The 17,832-nt window shown below is 72.3% G+C and carries 16 protein-coding genes, 2 tRNA genes and 1 riboswitch; of the genes, 12 read left to right on the top strand and 6 right to left on the bottom strand.

Annotated features, from left to right (window positions below; translation table 11 throughout):
• Window positions 1-88: 88 nt before the first annotated feature.
• The 5 genes from GFD30_RS16390 to GFD30_RS16375 all read left to right on the top strand — a co-directional run bounded on the left by GFD30_RS16390 (window position 89) and on the right by GFD30_RS16375 (window position 2,473).
• Window positions 89-165: transfer RNA gene (locus GFD30_RS16390), tRNA-Ile, on the top strand.
• 111 nt (window positions 166-276) lie between these two features.
• Window positions 277-861 (top strand): flavodoxin family protein, encoded by a 585-nt coding sequence (locus GFD30_RS16385; protein WP_153026269.1) that lies wholly within the window; start codon window positions 277-279, stop codon window positions 859-861.
• A 121-nt stretch (window positions 862-982) separates the two neighbouring features.
• Entirely contained in the window at window positions 983-1,114 is a 132-nt protein-coding gene (locus GFD30_RS27045; RefSeq protein ID WP_218125197.1) for a DLW-39 family protein, read from the top strand.
• A 101-nt stretch (window positions 1,115-1,215) separates the two neighbouring features.
• A tRNA-Ala gene (locus GFD30_RS16380) sits at window positions 1,216-1,291 on the top strand.
• A 147-nt stretch (window positions 1,292-1,438) separates the two neighbouring features.
• Window positions 1,439-2,473: a phosphotransferase gene (locus GFD30_RS16375; RefSeq protein WP_153026268.1), complete on the top strand. Its 1,035-nt coding sequence runs from the start codon at window positions 1,439-1,441 to the stop codon at window positions 2,471-2,473.
• Here the strand turns inward: GFD30_RS16375 and GFD30_RS16370 are convergent.
• Together GFD30_RS16370 and GFD30_RS16365 are read right to left on the bottom strand one after the other, a co-directional pair.
• The gene (locus GFD30_RS16370) at window positions 2,470-3,129 is read right to left on the bottom strand and encodes a response regulator (RefSeq protein ID WP_153026267.1); all 660 of its coding nucleotides are present in this window, start codon (window positions 3,127-3,129) and stop codon (window positions 2,470-2,472) included. The two genes, GFD30_RS16375 and GFD30_RS16370, sit on opposite strands and share 4 nt — an antisense overlap.
• Window positions 3,126-4,841: a sensor histidine kinase gene (locus GFD30_RS16365; protein WP_322633317.1), complete on the bottom strand. Its 1,716-nt coding sequence runs from the start codon at window positions 4,839-4,841 to the stop codon at window positions 3,126-3,128. The genes GFD30_RS16370 and GFD30_RS16365 overlap by 4 nt, the downstream gene beginning before the upstream one ends.
• Window positions 4,842-4,941: 100 nt before the next feature.
• On the opposite strand from GFD30_RS16365, the gene GFD30_RS16360 reads away from it, so the two are divergent.
• The 3 genes from GFD30_RS16360 to GFD30_RS16350 are packed head-to-tail and all read left to right on the top strand — an operon-like array spanning window position 4,942 to window position 8,048.
• Window positions 4,942-5,937, top strand: a complete 996-nt coding sequence (locus tag GFD30_RS16360; protein WP_153026266.1) for a Bug family tripartite tricarboxylate transporter substrate binding protein — start codon at window positions 4,942-4,944, stop codon at window positions 5,935-5,937.
• A complete protein-coding gene (locus GFD30_RS16355; protein ID WP_153026265.1) occupies window positions 5,934-6,521 on the top strand; it encodes a tripartite tricarboxylate transporter TctB family protein in 588 nt (195 codons plus the stop codon). The genes GFD30_RS16360 and GFD30_RS16355 overlap by 4 nt, the downstream gene beginning before the upstream one ends.
• 9 nt (window positions 6,522-6,530) lie before the next feature.
• Complete coding sequence (locus GFD30_RS16350; protein WP_407649071.1) at window positions 6,531-8,048, top strand: tripartite tricarboxylate transporter permease; 1,518 nt, start codon at window positions 6,531-6,533, stop codon at window positions 8,046-8,048.
• Window positions 8,049-8,091: 43 nt separating this feature from the next.
• Here GFD30_RS16350 and GFD30_RS16345 read toward each other — a convergent pair whose 3' ends face one another.
• Both GFD30_RS16345 and GFD30_RS16340 read right to left on the bottom strand, forming a co-directional pair.
• Window positions 8,092-9,255: a DUF418 domain-containing protein gene (locus tag GFD30_RS16345; RefSeq protein ID WP_153026264.1), complete on the bottom strand. Its 1,164-nt coding sequence runs from the start codon at window positions 9,253-9,255 to the stop codon at window positions 8,092-8,094.
• A gap of 113 nt (window positions 9,256-9,368) precedes the next feature.
• A complete protein-coding gene (locus GFD30_RS16340) occupies window positions 9,369-10,184 on the bottom strand; it encodes a DUF2306 domain-containing protein (RefSeq protein WP_322633316.1) in 816 nt (271 codons plus the stop codon).
• A 144-nt stretch (window positions 10,185-10,328) separates the two neighbouring features.
• On the opposite strand from GFD30_RS16340, the gene GFD30_RS16335 reads away from it, so the two are divergent.
• Window positions 10,329-11,018, top strand: a complete 690-nt coding sequence (locus tag GFD30_RS16335) for a TetR/AcrR family transcriptional regulator (protein WP_153026263.1) — start codon at window positions 10,329-10,331, stop codon at window positions 11,016-11,018.
• A gap of 172 nt (window positions 11,019-11,190) precedes the next feature.
• Here the strand turns inward: GFD30_RS16335 and GFD30_RS16330 are convergent, their stop codons facing one another.
• Window positions 11,191-12,561 (bottom strand): dicarboxylate/amino acid:cation symporter, encoded by a 1,371-nt coding sequence (locus tag GFD30_RS16330; RefSeq protein WP_153026262.1) that lies wholly within the window; start codon window positions 12,559-12,561, stop codon window positions 11,191-11,193.
• A 337-nt stretch (window positions 12,562-12,898) separates the two neighbouring features.
• On the opposite strand from GFD30_RS16330, the gene GFD30_RS16325 reads away from it, so the two are divergent.
• The 3 genes from GFD30_RS16325 to GFD30_RS16315 all read left to right on the top strand — a co-directional run bounded on the left by GFD30_RS16325 (window position 12,899) and on the right by GFD30_RS16315 (window position 16,349).
• Window positions 12,899-13,333 carry a FluC/FEX family fluoride channel gene (locus tag GFD30_RS16325; protein ID WP_322633315.1) on the top strand — a complete coding sequence of 145 codons (435 nt, stop codon included), beginning with the start codon at window positions 12,899-12,901 and terminating at the stop codon, window positions 13,331-13,333.
• On the top strand, window positions 13,330-13,692 hold the full coding sequence (gene crcB / locus GFD30_RS16320; protein WP_153026261.1) for a fluoride efflux transporter CrcB: 363 nt from the start codon (window positions 13,330-13,332) through the stop codon (window positions 13,690-13,692). Before GFD30_RS16325 ends, crcB begins: the two co-directional genes overlap by 4 nt.
• Before the next feature lie 149 nt (window positions 13,693-13,841).
• Window positions 13,842-16,349 carry a S8 family serine peptidase gene (locus GFD30_RS16315; RefSeq protein WP_153026260.1) on the top strand — a complete coding sequence of 836 codons (2,508 nt, stop codon included), beginning with the start codon at window positions 13,842-13,844 and terminating at the stop codon, window positions 16,347-16,349.
• A 399-nt stretch (window positions 16,350-16,748) separates the two neighbouring features.
• On the opposite strand, the gene GFD30_RS16310 is transcribed toward GFD30_RS16315, so the two are convergent.
• A complete protein-coding gene (locus GFD30_RS16310) occupies window positions 16,749-17,483 on the bottom strand; it encodes an SDR family NAD(P)-dependent oxidoreductase (RefSeq protein ID WP_153026259.1) in 735 nt (244 codons plus the stop codon).
• A gap of 129 nt (window positions 17,484-17,612) precedes the next feature.
• Window positions 17,613-17,822: riboswitch (cobalamin riboswitch) on the top strand.
• Window positions 17,823-17,832 lie beyond the last annotated feature (10 nt).

Raw genomic sequence — 17,832 nt, 5'->3', positions numbered from 1 at the left:
GGCCCTGATTCGCCGCTGGAACGATGATGGGGTAATCTTTCTCAGCGTCGCCGATGAGACCCCAGGTCCCCGGCCTCGCAACCTGCAAGGGCGTATAGCTCAGGTGGTTAGAGCGTCGAGCTGATAACTCGAAGGTCCCAAGTTCGAGTCTTGGTACGCCCACCAACACCCGCCGGTGACCGGCGGGTTTTTTCTTGCCCGGAATACCCGGGCCCGGCCCGGGCCTTGAACCGGGAGACCCCGCCTCGTCCCGTCCCGCCGCTCGAAAGCACGCCCATGCCCTCGCCCCGCTCGTTCCTGTTCCTCCTCGGCAGCGCCCGCACCGGCGGCAACACCGAGACCCTCGCCCGCGCCGCCGCCGAACACCTCGAACCCGAGGCCGCCCAGGAGTGGATCCGCCTCGCCGACCTCGCCCTCCCGCCCTTCAAGGACCTCCGGCACACCGGCGACGGCACCACCCCGCCCGCCACAGGACCCGAGCGGACGGTCCAGGACGCGACCCTCGCCGCCACCGACATCGTGATCGCCTCCCCGCTGTACTGGTACTCGGTGAGCGGCTCGATCAAGAACTACCTCGACTACTGGTCGGGGTGGCTGCGCGTCCCCGGCCTCGACTTCAAGGCCCGCATGCGCGGCCGCCGCCTCTGGGCCGTCACCGTCCAAGGCGACGACGACCCCGCCGCCGCCGCCCCGCTCGCCGGCACCCTGCGCCTCTCCGCCGAGTACATGGGCATGGACTGGCGCGGCGTCCTCCTCGGCTGCGGATCCCGCCCCGGCCAGGTCCTGCGCGACGACGCCGCCCTCGCCGCCGCCAAGACCTTCTTCACACCCGAAACCGACACGCCCGGAATCAGACACTGAGCCCGCGGGGGACCGGCCCGGCGGTCCGGCGCGCCGCAGTTCGCTATGCTGAGGCGCATCGCGCGATGCCGACCGCGGCATTGCTGTACGCGGCAATCTCTGATATAGGGGGCCTGGGTCCATGTGGAAGAAGATCTTGATCGTCGCCGGGGTGGCGACGGTCGCGTTCGTGGTCGCCAAGAAGGTCAAGTCGATCAACGACGACCGCACCCTGTGGCACGAGGCCACCACCTCCGCGGAGGACGTGCGCTAGCGGATCGCGTTAGCCAACTCACTGCGCTGCGGGTATCCTCGCTGTTGCCCCGTGCGCAGCGGGGATACTCGAACGGTCCGGTCTCACCGCCGGCCGTCCCAGGGGTCTTAGCTCAATTGGCAGAGCACCGCCTTTGCAAGGCGGGGGTTAGGGGTTCGATTCCCCTAGACTCCACCACACCACCGCTCGGCCGCAGACCATTGCGGCACGGGCAGCATCCGCGGCCGGGCACCCGCCCGGCCGTTCCCCATTCACAGCCCCTCCTCCGCCCTCCCGGACCAAAACACCGATGCGCCGCCCGGCCCCCGCCGGTAGCCTTTCGCGGTGGCCCCACCCGAACCCCGCCCGCGCGCCGGACTCGACCCGATCGCCCGCGCCTACCGCCTCGGCACCGTCACCGCCTGCCGGTACCTGCCCGACGGACTGCTGAACCGCAACTGGCGCCTGGACACCGACGCGGGCGCGTTCGCGCTCAAAGAACTCGACGCGCTCGACCCCGACTCGGCCCGGCGCAGCCTCGCACTCACGGCCTCGGTCGCTGCCGACGGCGTCCCCGTCGCGGCGGCGGTCCCCGCCGCCGACGGCACCACCGTCGCCGAGATCGGCGGACACGGCTACTACCTCACCCCCTGGATCGACGGCACCCACCTCCTCGGACCCGACATGGACGCCGGCACCTCCTTCCACATGGGCGCGGTCATCGGCCGGATCCACACCGCGCTGGCCCGCCCCGGCCTGCTCCCCGAGGCCGGTCCGAGCACCGAAGGGCCGCCCACGGTCGCGACCGCGCACGACCGCATCGGCGACTACCTCGACCAGATCGCCGCCCGCGCCGAACCCGACGCGTTCGACCGCGCCGCCGAACCGCTGCTGCGCAGCCGCCTCGACCTCATCGCCGCCCACGAGCGCCTGCGGCCCTCCGAGGACCCGCCCGCCGGGCCGGCCGGCTGGACGCACGGCGACTGCCAGAACTGGAACCTGCTCTGGCGCGGCGACCGCATCGCCGCCGTCCTCGACTGGGACCGGGTGCGCCCCAACCCGTACGGCGAAGAGATCGTGCGCGCCGCCACCTACCAGTTCGCGCTCCCCGACGGGCGCATCGACCTCGACAACGTCGCCGCACTCGTCGCCGGGTACCGGACCGTCGCCGGCATCGGGTCCGACGCCCTCGCCGACGCCGCCCGGCGCCGCTGGTGGCGACTGCTGACCTCCGTGTGGCACTTGAAATACCACTACTACCTGGACCGCACGGCGAGCGACCGCGTCTTCTTCTCCGACGAGCGGCTCCTGCGCTGGTGGACCGCGAACCTCGACGCGGTCGAAGCGGCATTCACGCGCGGCGAAGCCGGCCGGTCCTAACGCCAGGTGTAGCGGCGCTCGGGGCGGCCGCGGCCGGCGTACCTCAACGCGACCTCGGCCCGGCCGCGCTCGGCGAGCTGCTCCAGGTAGCGGCGGGCGCTCACCCGCGAGACGCCGATGCGCTCGGCGCACTCGGCCGCCGACAGCGACCCCTCCGCCTCCCGGAGCGTGGCCTCCACGAGCTGGGCCGTCTCGGCGCTGAACCCCTTCGGCATCGCCGCCGCCGACCCGGTCCGCTCGAACGCCCGGTCGACGTCGGCCTGGTCCCGGACGGCCATGGCGAGCCCGGCCCGCCGGTTCGCGTACTGCTCCAGGCGCTCCTGGAACTCGTCGAAGCCGAACGGCTTGAGCAGGTACGAGACGACGCCGAGGCGGACCGCGGCCCGGACGGCGTCGGCCTCGCGGGCCGCGGAGATGACGAAGACGTCGGTCTCGTGCCCCTCGGCGCGCATGCGCCGCACCAGGTCGAGCCCGAACACGTCCGGCAGGTACAGGTCGAGCAGCACCAGGTCCGGGCGGTGCTCCTCGAGCGCGGCGAGGGTCTCCTCCCCGGAGCGGGCCGACGCCACCACCCGGAACCCGGGGGTGCGCTCGACGAAGCCGCGGTGGATGTTCACGAGGCGGAAGTCGTCGTCGACGACCAGCACATCGATCATGTCGGCTCCTCGGCCAGCGGGCGGGCGGGGCGGGCGCGGCGGCGCCCGGACGGCCCGGACGCGTCGCCGAGCAGCGGCAGCACCGCCGTGAAACGGGCGCCGCCGGCGGTGTTCGCGACGTCCACGCCGCCGCCGTGATGCTCGCACACGAGCTTCGTGAGCGCCAGCCCGATCCCGTGCTCCCCGGCCGCCGCCTTCGTGGTGAAACCGTGCGCGAACACCTCCTCGGCGGTCTCGGGCGGGACGCCCGGACCCGAGTCGGTCACCGTGATGCGCACGGCCCCTTCGGATTCGCGGAGGTCGACCGACACCCACGCCTCGGCGGCCGGGAGCGCCGCCCGCGTCCCCGCCGCCGCGTCCACGGCGTTGTCGACGAGATTGCCGAGGACCGTGCCGACGTCCGCCGAATCGGCCGGCGCGAGCGGCCCGAGCGCGCTGCCCTCGGCGACCTCGAGACGCACCTGCCGCTCGGACGCCTGCGCCGACTTCGCCATCAGGAGCGCAGCGATCGCCTTGTCGCGGATCGGCTCGCCGATCGACAGGTCCAGGGACTGCCGGTGCCGGTTGAGCGCGTCGATGTACCGGACCACCTCCTCCTGCTCCCCGATCTGGATCAGCCCCGAGATGGTGTGCAGCTTGTTGTCGAACTCGTGCGCCTGCGCCCGCAGCGCCTCCGCCGTGGACCGGAACGACCCCAGGTCGCGTTCGAGCTGCGCGAGCTCGGTCCGGTCGCGCAGCGTCGCGACCGCCCCCAGCGCCCGCCCGTCCTTCGCCACCGGCATCCGGTTCACGACCAGGACCCGGTTCCCCTGCAGCACCACCTGGTCGGAACCGGTCACGGTCCCCGAGAGGACGTCCCGGAGCCGCCCCGTGAGGTCCAGGTCGTCGAGGGTGCGGCCGACCGCGCCGTCCGGCAGGTCCAGCAGCCGCCGCCCCACATCGTTCACGAGCGTCACCCGGTGCTGGTCGTCCAGCGCGATCACGCCCTCGGCGATCCCGTACAGCATCGCCTCCCGGTGCTCGGCGAGCCCCGCGATCTCCCTGGGCTCCATCCCGAACGTCTGCCGCTTGATCCGCCGCGCGAGCAGCCACGACCCGGCGACGCCGAGAACGCTCGCCACCCCCAGGTACAGCAGCAGCGTCGGCGTCGCCTCCACCAGCAGCTCCCGCAGCGACGGCACCTCCCGGCCGACCACCGCCACCCCGAGCTGCACCCCGAGGCTCCCGTCCTCGGCGCTGAGCACCGGCGCCTGCCCCACCAGCTCGGTCCGGCCCCCGAGGTCGACCTCCCCGCGCCAGCCCCGGCCCTCCAGGACGCCTGCGCCGAGCGGCAGCCGCGTCCCGATCAGCAGCGGGTTCGTCGACGCCACCACCGTGCCCTCCGCGTCGGCCACCGTCACCGACGACACCTGCCAGCGCTCGAGGTCGGCCTGGATCTGCGGCGCCAGCGTCTGCGCCGGCGCCGGCTCCGGGAGCCGCCCGCGCACCAGCTCCGACGCGGCCAGGGACTCGGCCAGCTGCGTGACCCGCCGCCCCTGCTCGGCGTCGAACACCGCCGCCGACTGCGCCAGCGACAGGCCGGCGACCGCCGCGAGCACCAGCAGGATCACGGTGAGCTGGAACAGCAAGAGCTGGCCGGCGAGGGTCGGGCGAAGCGCCGCTGGGCGGAGCAGCGGACGGTGCAGCGGACGGAATGCGGGCGGCCTGAACACAATGAACTCAATGATCGATACGGACACAAGGCTGACGCAGGGGCCGCGCCAGGGTGACCATCGTCTCTCACACCACCCTCGAAATGAAAGAGCAACCACGATGAAATTTCACCGGAGGGCCCTCCTCAGCGCTGCGGCGGCCGTCCCGGCGCTCGCGGCGGCATCGGCATGCGGCCTCACCGCCGAGAGCGAATCGGGCGACGGACCCCTCACCGGTCTGCGCATCATGGTCCCCAACAGCCCCGGCGGCGGCTACGACACGACCGCCCGCTCCATCGCCCGCATCATGGAGGACGAGGGCATCGCCAAAGCCGTCGAGGTGTTCAACCTCGAAGGCGCCGGCGGCACCGTCGGCCTCCAGCGGACCGTCAGCGAGGAAGGCAACGCCGACCTCGCCATGCAGATGGGCCTCGGCGTCGTCGGCGCCTCCTACACGCAGAACTCCGAAGCCAAGCTGACCGGCACCACGCCGCTCGCGAAGCTCGTCGAGGAGTCCGGCGCCATCGTCGTACCCACCGCCTCCCCGTTCCAGACCATCGACGACCTCGTCGCCGCCTGGTCGGGCGACCTCGCCGGCGTCACCGCCGGCGGCGGCTCCTCCCCCGGCGGACCGGACCACCTGCTGCCGATGCAGCTCGCGAAGGCCGTCGGCATCGACCCGACCCAGGTCAACTACGTCTCCTACGACGGCGGCGGCGAGCTCCTGCCCGCGCTCCTGGGCGCGAAGGTCGCGTTCGGCGCCAGCGGCGTCGGCGAGTTCATCGACCAGATCGAGGCCGGCCAGCTCCGGGTCCTCGCCGTGTCCGGCGCCGAACGCGTCGACGTCGTCCCCGACGCGCCGACGTTCGCCGAGTCCGGCATCGACCTCGAGTTCACCAACTGGCGCGGCTGGGTCGCCCCTCCCGGCATCGCCGACGCCGACGTCCAGAAGTGGACCGACGCGCTCACCGCGATGCACGAGTCGGCGGCCTGGCAGGACGAGCTCGAGAAGCAGGGCTGGACCGACGCGTTCCTCACCGGCGACGACTTCGGCGCGTTCCTCACCGAGCAGGACGCCACGGTCGCGGCCACCCTGCAGGAACTGGGCCTGGCATGACCGGCGAGCACGACGCGGCCACCGCCGAGACGGGCGCCGAAGACCGCGCCGCAGACCGGGTCCCCGAGAACGGGCCGGCCGAGCACGACGCGGCCGAGACCGCCCCCGCACCCAGGGACCTCGCGCAGCTCTGGGTGTGCGGCTTCCTCGCCGTCCTCGGCGTCCTCGTGATCGTCGACGCCGCCCGCCTCGGCGGGTTCTCCGCCTCCAACGACCCGATCGGCCCCAAACCGGTCCCGATCATCCTCGGGATCCTCCTGTTCGCCGTCGCCGCCTGCTACGCCGTCAGCGTCCTGCGCGGCGGCCACGGCGAAGACGGCGGCGCGCACGCCGGCGAGCGGTTCGACGCCACCACCGTCGGCCTGCTGTGCGCGGTGTTCACCGCCAACGCGCTGCTCATCGACTGGCTCGGCTGGGTGATCTCCGGGTCGCTCCTGTTCTGGGGCTCGGCGATCGTCCTCGGCTCCCGCAGGTACCTCCTCACCCTCGCGGCTGCGGCCGTGCTCGGCCTCGCCACGTTCTACGGGTTCGCCATCGGCCTGGGCCTCGCCCTGCCCGCCGGCGTGCTCCAGGGAATCCTGTAGGGGGCGGCCGTGGACAACATGAACGCGCTCCTCGACGGCTTCGCCGCGATCCTCACCCCCGGCAACCTGCTCATCGCCCTCATCGGGGTCACCATCGGCACCGCCGTCGGGATGCTCCCGGGCCTCGGGACCGCGATGGCGATCGCCCTGCTGCTGCCCATCACGTACGGGATGGAGCCGACCCAGGCGTTCATCATGTTCGGCGGGATCTTCTACGGCGGCATGTACGGCGGCTCCACCACCGCGATCCTGCTCAACACGCCCGGCCAGTCGTCGTCGGTCGTCACCGTCCTCGAGGGCTACAAGATGGCCCGCAACGGCCGCGGCGGCCAGGCCCTCGCGACCGCCGCCATCGGCTCGTTCGTCGCCGGGACCATCGCCACGGTCGCCCTCGTGTTCGTCACCCCGATCACCGTCGACTTCGCGATCGGCCTCGGCGCCCCCGAGTACTTCGCGATCATGGTGCTCGCGCTCGTCGCGACCGCGTCCGTGCTCGGCACCTCCCGCGTCCGCGGCTTCGCGTCGCTCCTGCTCGGCCTCGTCATCGGCACCATCGGCATCGACGCGGTCACCGGCCAGCAGCGCCTCACCTACGGCGTCCCCGAACTCGCGAACGGCATCGACATCGTGGTCGTCGCGGTCGGCGCGTTCGCCGTCGGCGAGGCACTGTGGACCGCGGCCCGGCGCAGGAACGGCAAGGACGAGGTCGTCCCCGTCGGCCGGGTGTGGATGGGCCGCAGCGACTGGCGCCGATCGTGGGGCCCGTGGCTGCGCGGCTCCGCGCTCGGCTTCCCGTTCGGGGCCGTGCCCGCCGGCGGCGCGGAGGTGCCGACGTTCCTGTCGTACGTGACCGAGCGGCGCCTCTCGAAGCACAAGCAGGAGTTCGGCAACGGCGCGATCGAAGGCGTCGCGGGACCGGAGGCCGCCAACAACGCCTCCGCCGCCGGGACGCTCGTGCCGATGCTCGCGCTCGGCCTGCCGTGCAACGCGACCGCCGCGGTCATGCTCGCCGCGTTCCAGACCTACGGGATCCAGCCCGGGCCGCTCCTGTTCGCGAACGAGTCGGCGCTCGTGTGGACGCTCATCGCCGGGCTGTTCGTCGGGAACGCGATGCTGCTGGTGCTCAACATGCCGCTGATCCCGATCTGGGTGAAGCTGCTGCGCATTCCCAAGCCGTACCTGTTCGCCGGGATCCTGTTCTTCGCGTCGATGGGCGCGTATGCGACCAGCGGCCAGCCGTTCGAGCTGTACATCCTGCTCGCGCTCGGCCTGATCGGACTCGGCATGCGCCGCTTCGGGATCCCGATGCTGCCGATGATCGTCGGCGTCATCCTCGGCCCCATGGCCGAACGGCAGGCGCGCATGTCGCTCCAGCTCTCCGGCGGGGACCTCTCCGGGCTCGTCGGCGGGCCCGTCTCGTGGACCGTGTACGGGATCATCGCGCTGATCGCCCTGTGGCCCTTGGCCGCCCTGGTGCGTCGCCGGACGGCCCGGGACCGCGAACCGGAGCCGGCCTCCGCCGGGTGAGGGGGAGGTGCGGGCCGGATCTCGAACCCGGCCCGCACCCGGCTCAGCGGAGGACGGCCTTCTGCAGCGATTCGGCCGGGCCGTTCGCGAAGCGGCGCAGCCACAGCCACGACCCCGCGAGGAGGAGCGCGCCGATGCCGAGCCACAGCGCCGGGGCGAGCCACGGCTCGGACCCGTACCGGGCGGCCAAGCCCAGGCCCCAGCCGTAGCAGGCGACAGAGGCGAGCAGGTTCTGGAGGATGTAGCCGCTGAGGGCGGTGCGGCCCAAGGACTCCAGCGACGCCGTGACCGGGCCGCGGCGCACGTGCTCCACGAGGAACCCGACCAGGCCGATGTACCCGAGCATGACGACCGGGGCGATCACGTACCGCTCCAGGTAGAAGCACTCGGCGGGGGCGAACAGGGCGGCGGTGTTGAGCGGCAGGCCGAGACCGAGGCCCCAGGCCATGAGCCGGGCCCGGATACGGCGGCCGCGCTCGCCCGCGCCATCCGCGCCCATGGCGAACGCGCCGGATCGGAACAGCCTGACGCCCAGGAGGAACAGGAAGACCAGCAGCGGGAAGGTGATGACCGGCTCGATGCGGAAGGCGATCGCGTTGTCGAGCCGGAACTGCACCTGTTCCGACCAGGTCCCGGTGGCGTAGAGCGCCTGCACCTCCGGCTCGGGCCGCGGCTCGATGCCGCCGGCCGCGGCGCCGGCGGTGATGAGGCCGACGAGGGCCAGGTGCAGGCCGAGCGCGGTCCACATGGCGGCCCGCTGCGCGCGTTCGGAGCGCTTGAGGAGCCAGGCCACGGTGATCGCGGTGACGGCGTACCCCATGAGCACGTCCCACGCGAACAAGAGGACGAAGTGGACGGTGCCTTCGGCGAAGAGGAACAGGGCCCGCCAGTGGTACCGGCCCGGCCAGCGCCGTCCCCGCTTCTCCGCGGACCGGTACTGGATCGCCAGTCCGACTCCGAAGAGGACGGTGAGCATGGACAGGAACTTGCCGTTGGCGAGCAGCTGGAACGCCGAGCCGACGGGCCCGCCGTCGTTGATCTCGAAGCCGAGCAGGGGCCCGGCCTCGCCGTGCGCGGAGGTGAAGAGCCAGATGTTGGTGCCGAGGGTGCCGAGGATCGCGACGCCGCGGAGCACGTCGAGGAGCGGCAGCCGCTTCGCCGCGGCCGGCTCGGCGGGCGCGGGTGCGGTGGCGGTGGTGGTGTCCATGCCTTTCAGCATCGCGTGCCCGGCGGCTCCGCGAATCCTTCCGCGGCATGGACTTCCGGTCCGGACCGGGGCGACCGGGGGTGGAGCCCCGGCCGCCCCGAAGGTGGCAGCGCCTACGCGGCGGCTGCGACCTTCGTCGGACCCGGCCGGCGGCCCCGGCGCGCCGGCCTGCGGTCGAGCCACCACTGGGCGATCATCAGGTTCACGACCCAGGACAGCCAGATCGAGGCGACGGCCACGTCAGTGACCAGCGCGTCGGTGTCGCCGCCGTAGTAGCTCTCCTCGAACGGCAGCAGCACCGCGATCAGCAGGGCGATCCACACCCGGTTGACCACGATGGACCAGCACAGGGCGAAGCTGCGGATCATCCAGCGCCGGTGCGCCTGGAAGTCGTGGCGGCGGGCCGCCAGGAACCCGGCGAAGGTCGTCCCGAACCACAGGAGCGACAGCATGACGTTCCCGATCTTCCCGGCCGGGCCGATCACGGACATGATCGAGACGACGAGTGCGAACACGCCCGAGGGCAGGACACCCGCGAACACGTACAGGCGCCCGGAGACGCGGTGGACCTTCGGGTGCTTGAGCCGCAGCCACGTCCACACCTGCATCGAGCAGGTGATGATCGCGATCGAGCCGAACAGGATGTGCCCGGACAGCATCAGGTAGTGCGTCTCCGGGAACGCGTCCTGGAGTTCGACGAGCGAGTCGCTCGTGTCGAAGGTCAGGTAGAACGGCAGCCGCGCGGCCACGAAGAGGCCGGCGACCGCGAACAGCGGGACGATCCAGGGGCGGCGGTACCACTTGGTCCTCTCGCCGGGCGGGGTGGCGCGGTCCGGCCGCTCGGGCCGGTTCCGGCCCGCCTGGTCGGGGGCCGGCCGGCCGGCCGCGGCGGGCGGCTCGGGTGCGGCGGGGGCGGGTGCTTCGGTCACGGGTGTCTCCGGTCGTGTCGCGGGGGTCCGAACGATGCGTATGACATACGCTAATAAGCGTACATCATACGCACGATGTGTGCGTGCACGCAGCACCGGCACGGCGCCTAGGCTGCGACGCGGGACGGACGAAGGGGGTGCCCTGTGGGACAAGGCGAATACGAGCTGCTGTGGAGCGACCGCCCGCGGCCCGGACGCGGCCGCCCCTCCGGCCTCACCCGCGAGCGCATCGTCGCCGAAGCCGTCGCCATCGCCGACACCGAAGGGCTCCACAAGGTCTCGATGAAGCACCTCGCCGAACGCCTCGGCAGCGGCGTCATGTCCCTCTACCGGCACGTCCCGGGCAAGGACGAACTCGTCGTCCTCATGTACGACTCGCTCATGGCCGACCCCGTCGACCTGCCCGCCGCCGAGAGCTGGCGCGACGTCCTCCTCCACTGGGGACGCGCCGTCATGGGCATGTTCCGCGCCCACCCCTGGGCGGTGACCGTCGGCACCGGCCACCGCACCATGGGCCCCGGCGAGGCCGGCTGGGTCGACGAGGTCCTCGGCCGCCTCACCGCGGTCGGCCTCCCCGCCGACCTCGGCCTCATGGCCGTCCTCACCGTCGACTGCTTCGCCCTCGGCGCCGTCCGCCCCGAGATCGGCGGCGCCGACTCCTCCGCCCAGTTCTTCCAGTTCCTCGCCGACCCCGGCATCCGCGACCGCTTCCCCCACCTCTCCCGCCTCGCCCCCGCCGCAGCGGACTCGGACGACCTCATCGAGGACTACTTCGAATTCGGCCTCAACCGCGTCATCGACGGCCTCGAGCAGTACCTCGAAGGCAACCGCTGACCCAGCGCCGGACCCCTGCGGCACCACCGGGAGCGGCACCATCGGAGCGCCGCCCGACAACCGCCGGCGGTTCCCGCCCGACGACCGCCAGAGCATCGAGCAGGCAAAAAGAGCGAGGGACCGGCCCCGACGGGCCGGCCCCTCACTCCTCAGGAGAGAACAAAGCTCCAGATCACGCCGGCTGCAACGCCGGCTCGCCCTTCCGGGCCGGCGCCGAGTCGCCGCCGAACGCGGACTCCTCGTCCAGCGGCACCGGCGCGGCGTCGTAGACCTCCCGGTCCAGGATCCGCTCCGACCGCGCCACGATCACCGGCACCACCATCTGCCCGGTCACGTTCGTCGCCGTCCGGATCATGTCCATGATCGGGTCGATCGCCAGCAGCAGACCCACGCCCTCGAGCGGCAGACCCAGCGTCGACAGCGTCAGCGTCAGCATCACCGTCGCACCGGTCAGACCCGCCGTCGCCGCCGAACCGATCACCGACACGAACGCGATCAGCAGGTAGTCCTGGACCCCCAGGTCCACCCCGTACACCTGCGCCACGAAGATCGCGGCGATCGCCGGATAGATCGCGGCGCAACCGTCCATCTTCGTCGTCGCACCGAACGGCGACGCGAACGACGCGTAGTTCCGGTCCACGCCCAGCCGGTCCGTCACGATCCGCTGCGCCAGCGGCAGCGTCCCCACCGACGAGCGCGACACGAACGCGAACTGGATCGCCGGCCACGACTTCCGGAAGAACTGCACCGGCGACACCTTCCCGAACACCCGCAGCAGCACCGGGTACACGACCAGCATCACGATCAGCGCACCCGCGTAGATGTCGACGCTGAACACCGCCATCGGCTCCAGCAGATCCCACCCGTACGAGAACACCGACTTCCCGATCAGCGCCGCCGTACCGATCGGCGCCAGGCGGATCACCCACCACAGCGTCTTCTGGACCAGCGCCAGCGCCGAAGCGTTGAACCTCAGGAACGGCTCGGCCTTGTCGCCGAGCTTCGCCGCCGCCGCGCCCACGACGATCGCGAGGAACACGATCTGCAGCACGTTCACGTTCACGAACGCGTCGACCACGTTCACCGGGACGATCCCGGTCAGGAAGTCGGTCCACGACCCCTGCGTCTCCGGCGCCGCCGCCGAACTCGACAGCTCCACACCCGAACCCGGGTTCGTCGCCAGACCGATCGCGATCCCGATCACCACCGCGATCAGCGACGTCACCGCGAACCAGCCCAAGGTCTTGGCGACGAGGCGGCCCGCGTTCGCGAGATTCCGCAGATTCGCGATCGACGCGACGATCGCCGTGAACACCAGGAACGGCACGATCAGGAACAGGAGCTGCACGAACAGCGTGCCGACCGTCTCGAGCGTCGTACCGAGCCACGCGACCGACCACTCGCGGGCGACGAACCCGAGGACGAGGCCGAGCACGAGACCGATGAGCAACTGCGCGGCGAACGGAACCCGCTTGCGGCGCTTGGACTTCTTCGATTCCTCAGCGGCCGCGTCGACGGCCGCGCTTTCTGGAGCACTGGACATGGAGAACCTCAGGTGAAGGCGGACGCGGACACGGCGGCGCGCAGCGGCGCAGGCCGCGGCGAAGCCGAGTCAGCGAAGAACGGGAATGCGGGTCGGGCTCGAACCCAGCGGGGGAGAAAGACGAGTACGTCGGCGAGCCGGCCGGCCGGAGCGGCGGACTAACGACAGAGCACGGTGGACACGCGGCAGAAGTCGAGGTGACGCCTGCGTGTCAGGTGCTGGTTCGTGACGGTGTAACTCATCGCCCGTCAACCGTAACCGCACCCGCAATTCGGGCGCAAGGGACGGTGAGCGATCGCATACCGTGTGCGGCCCCGCAGGGCGATACATTCAGCCCGTGTCCGGAACCTTCCGCCCTCCCCTGCGCACCGCCCTCCGCGCCGTCCCCGCCACCGCGCTCGCGGCCGTCGCCGCCGGCGGCGCCATCGGGTCCCTCGCCCGGTACGGACTCCTCGTCCTCCTTCCCGCCGAACCAGGCGAATTCGACCTCGCGACGTTCCTCGCGAACACCGCCGGCGGCCTCCTCATCGGCGCCCTCATGGTCCTCGCCACCGAGATCGCCCCCGACCGCCGCCACGTCAGGCCGTTCCTCGGCGTCGGCGTCCTCGGCGGCTTCACCACCTTCTCCACCTACATCGTCGACATCGGCCGCGCCGTCGACGCCGGCGCGCAGCTCCTCGCCGTCGCCTACGCGTTCGCCACCATCGCCGCCGCGCTCACCGCAGCCGCCGCCGGCATGTGGGCCGCCCGCCGGATCGCCCGCCGCCGATGACGCTCCTCCTCATCGCCGCCGGCGCCGCCATCGGCGCCCCCGCCCGGTTCCTCACCGACCTCGTCGCCGCCCACTACCTCGGCCGGCGCCTCCCCTGGGGCACCCTCGCCGTCAACACCGCCGGCTCCGGCCTCGCCGTGTTCCTCGCCGCCGCCGTCGCCGACCCCGCCTGGTCCGCGTTCCTCGCCGTCGGCTTCTGCGGCGCGCTCACCACGTTCTCGACCCTCTCCTTCGAGACCCTGAAACTCGCCGAGGAAGGCCGCTGGGCCCACGCGGTCCTCAACATCGCGATGAACCTGGCCGGCGGCCTCGCCGCCGGACTCGCCGGGCTCGGGCTCGCGCGCCTCCTCGGCCTCTGAACCCGCCCGCGCCCCGACACGCCCGGGGCCGCGCGGCAAATGCGCGGTTCCGCGCGCCCGATGCCCCACGATCGAGGTCCTGCCATATCTGCCCGCCGGGATCCCGGGAGCCTCCGGGCCCCGGCGGGCACGAGACGAAGGGACCCCTGATGCCGGGCCTGCGCACGTTCCGAACCGTCCCCGACTCCTGGCGGCGGCCCCTCGCCGCCGCGGCCGCCCTGCCGCTGCTCGCGCTCGCCGCGCCCGCGGCCCAGGCGGAACCGGACGCGGGGCCCGCGCGGGTGTGGCTCGTCGAGTTCACCGAAGGCGCCGACGCCTCCGTCCTCGAAGGCGCCGGCGACCTCGACTTCACGGTCCGGCACGACTTCGAGCGCATCTGGAACGGCGTCTCGGTCGAAGCCGACCCGGCCACCGCGCGGCGCCTCGGGCAGCTCGGCGCGGTCGAGCGCGTCTGGTCCGACGTCATGTTCGCCGGCCCCGACGCGCGGCCGGGCGTCGGCGTCCCGGAGGCGCAACCCGAACTGGCGCAGGCGATCCGCACCACCCGCGCCGACGAGGCGCACGACCGCGGCGTCACCGGCGGCGGCGTCGAGGTCGGCATCATCGACACCGGCATCGACTACACCCACCCCGACCTCGGCGGCTGCTTCGGCGACGGCTGCCGCGTCGCCTACGGCACCGACTTCGTCGGCGACGACTTCGACTCCGACGACCCCGACCTGAGCGAACCCGCCCCCGACGACGACCCGGCCGACTGCGGCGGCCACGGCACCCACGTCGCCGGCATCGTCGGCGCCGACGGCGAGGTCACCGGCGTCGCCCCCGACGTCCGCTTCGGCGCGTACAAGGTCTTCGGCTGCGAGGGCTCCACCAGCGCCGAAGTGATCATGCAGGCCATGGAGGCCGCCCTCGAGGACGGCATGGACGTCGTGAACCTGTCGCTCGGCCAGTCGTACCAGTGGCCCGGCTACCCGACCGCGGTAGCGGCGGACAAGCTCACCGAGGAGGGCGTCGTGGTCGTCGCCTCGATGGGCAACGACGGCGAGACCGGCATCTACTCCGGCTCCGCGCCCGGCGTCGGGGAAGACGTCATCGCCGTCGCCTCCACCGACAACCCGGCCCAGCGCATGGACGCCGCCTTCGTGCCCGCGCTCGACCGCAGCATCGGCTACCGCGCCATCAGCGAATCCCCCGAACCCGAGACCGGCACCGCGACCGACGCCCTGGTCTGGCTCGGCCGCGCCTGCGCCGACGACCCCTCCGAAGGCGACGTCGACGGCAAGGCCGCCCTCGTGGTCCGCGGCACCTGCACGTTCAACGAGAAGTACGCCCGCGCCGTCGCCGAAGGCGCGACGAGCGTCGTCGTCTACAACGACCGCCCCGGCCCCTTCGGCGGGGGCGGCGTCGAGGACCTCGGCGTCCCGATCATCGCCATCACCGACACCGACGGCAAGGACCTCCAGGACCTCGCCTCGATCGGCGGCGCCCCGGTCCTCGAGTTCGACGGCGGCACCGTCCTCGTCGACCTCCCCCGCGGCGGCCTCGCCTCCAGCTTCACCGCATACGGCCCCGCCCCGGACCTCTCGTTCAAACCCGACGTGACCGCCCCCGGCGGCGGCATCTGGTCCACGGTCCCCGTCGCCGACGGCTCCTACGAGGCCCTCTCGGGCACCTCCATGTCCTCCCCGCACGTCGCCGGCGCCGCCGCCCTCCTCCTCGACGCCGAACCCCGCCTCCACCCCCGCGACGTCCGCACCCGCCTCGCCAACGCCGCCAAACCGGTCCCATGGGGCGACAACCCCGACCTCGGCGAACTCGAAGCGGCACACCGCCAGGGCACCGGCCTCATCGATGTCATCGACGCCCTCGACGCCGAGGCGTACCTCTACCCCACCGGCGTCAACACCGGCGACGGCACCGGGCCGCGCACGTTCGAACTCACCCTCACCTCACACGACCCGGACACCCGCGACTACACCATGACCCACCGGGCCACGATCGCCACCACCGGCGACGACCGCGACCCGGGCTTCCATGCGGCCGAACCGAACGTGACCTTCGAGCCCAAAGAACTCCGCCTCCACCCGGGCGAGTCGGCGACGATCGAAGTCACGGTCGAACCCGGCGCCGACCTCCCCCTCGGCAGCGTCTTCGGCGGCCGCATCACCGCCCGCCCCGAGGGCGGCGGCGAGTCGCTGTCGGCCGCGTACTCGGGCTACCACGGTGACTACCTGTCGATCCCGATCCTCGAGCACCCCGATTTCCCCCACCTGGCGGCGGTCGTCGCCCAGGATCAGGAGACGCACGAGTTCGAGTACCGCGACCTGGCCGAAGGCGAGACGTTCAGCCTCACCGAGGGCCCCGTCCTGGCGGCCCTGATCTTCCTGGGACACCAGCCGGCCGCGATGGAGGTCAGCGCGACGAACGCCCGCACCGGCGAGGTGATCGTGTGGGACCGGGAGGAGTTCCTGCCGCGCTCGCCCGGCCCCGATGACGCGGTGGGCGTCCACTTGAAGGACCTGGTGGCGCAGCGCCCGAACGCGTTGGAGCCGGGGCAGTGGACGCTGACCGTGCGGGTGCTCAGGGCGCTTGGGGACGAGGACGACCCGGCGCATTGGGAGCAGTGGACTTCGCCGGAGTTCACGCTCACTGCGTGATCTGGGGGCGACAGCGTGGATTGCGGGCGGCCGGGGTGGTGTTCCCGGCCGCCCGCACCTGTAAGTGGCGGTCCTGCGGGGACCGTCGCGCGGGCGGCTTCCCGCGCGCGGTCTCGGTATGGCGACGTTCGCGATTCCCCTTCATATCGCCGCCATCCCGCAGGGCCAGATGGCTTTTTTGTCTCAACCGTGACACCGTCTGCGGTGGAGTGTCGAGAACGAATTCCCGGCCTGTGGATAACTCGCCGCGCGCGCAGCCGCACAGCGGCCGCCGCGCTCCGGCCTGCGGCCGGGCGGGTGCTGTGGAGCCTGTCGTGTCGGCGCATGGGTCAACACTGGCACCGAGTGCCGCCGGGCGCCCAGCGCGAGTTCTCCGCCTGTGGATAACCGCCGCTCGGTCTACTTGCGGCGGTGCACCAGTTGGGCTCCGGCCTGGTCTCTCGGGGTGATGGTGATCTGGTCGATGTTCACATGCGCGGGCCGGGTCGCGACCCACGCGACAGTCTCGGCGATGTCGTCGGCCGTCAGCGGCGTCATCCCGGCGTACACCGCGTCGGCGCGTTCCTGGTCGCCTTCGAAGCGGACGAGGCTGAACTCGGTCTCGACCATGCCAGGGTCGATCTCGCAGACCCGCACCGGCTGCCCGAGCAGCTCCATGCGCAGCACCCGCGTGATCGCCGCCTCGGCGTGCTTGGCGGCGTTGTAGCCGCCTCCGCCCGGGTACGGCTGGTGGCCGGCGATCGAGCCGATCGCCATGACCTGGCCGTCACCCGATTCGACCAGCTTCGGCAGGAGCGCCTTGGTGATCCGTGCCGTGCCGAGCACGTTCACGTCGTACATGCGCTGCCACAGCTCGAGATCGGCGTCGGCGATCGAGTCGAGGCCGAACGCGCCGCCCGCGTTGTTCACGAGCACGTCGCAGCGCTCCACCCGAGCCGCGAACGCCGACACCGACGCCTCGTCGGTCACGTCGAGCGCGAGCGCGGTCCCGCCGCATTCGGCCGCGACCTCGGCGAGCCGGTCGGTCCGGCGCGCGCCGAGGACCACGTCGAACCCGGCCTTGGCGAGGGCGCGGGCGGCGGCCGCTCCGATGCCGCTGCTCGCTCCCGTGACGACTGCGGTCTTCCTGCTCATCGAATCCTCCTCGAACCCGTCCGCGGGCCGCGGTCCCGGCCCGGCTCGGACCTTACTCGGCGCCCCTGCGGCGCCCGCGCGGGTTCTCACAGTCTGGCCGGGCCCTGCGGCGGGGGCCGGTGCGGCCGTACCATCGCATTCGACGCTGGTTCCGCGGCGCCCCGGGGCACTGCGGCTAAGAGGGAATCTGGTGCGAATCCAGGACTGCCCCGCAGCGGTGAGGGGGAACGAAACCCGCCATGAGCACTGGGCCGCAAGGGACCTGGGAAGCGGTGGGGACTAGGCGCCGGCGACGGAGCGCCCCCGAGTCCGAATACCTGCCCGCGTACCGCGCGCGACCGCGCGCGGT

The sequence above is a fragment of the Glycomyces albidus genome (assembly GCF_009451885.1).
Classification (GTDB): domain Bacteria; phylum Actinomycetota; class Actinomycetes; order Mycobacteriales; family Micromonosporaceae; genus Glycomyces; species Glycomyces albidus.
This window is presented reverse-complemented; position numbering and strand designations above follow the sequence as displayed.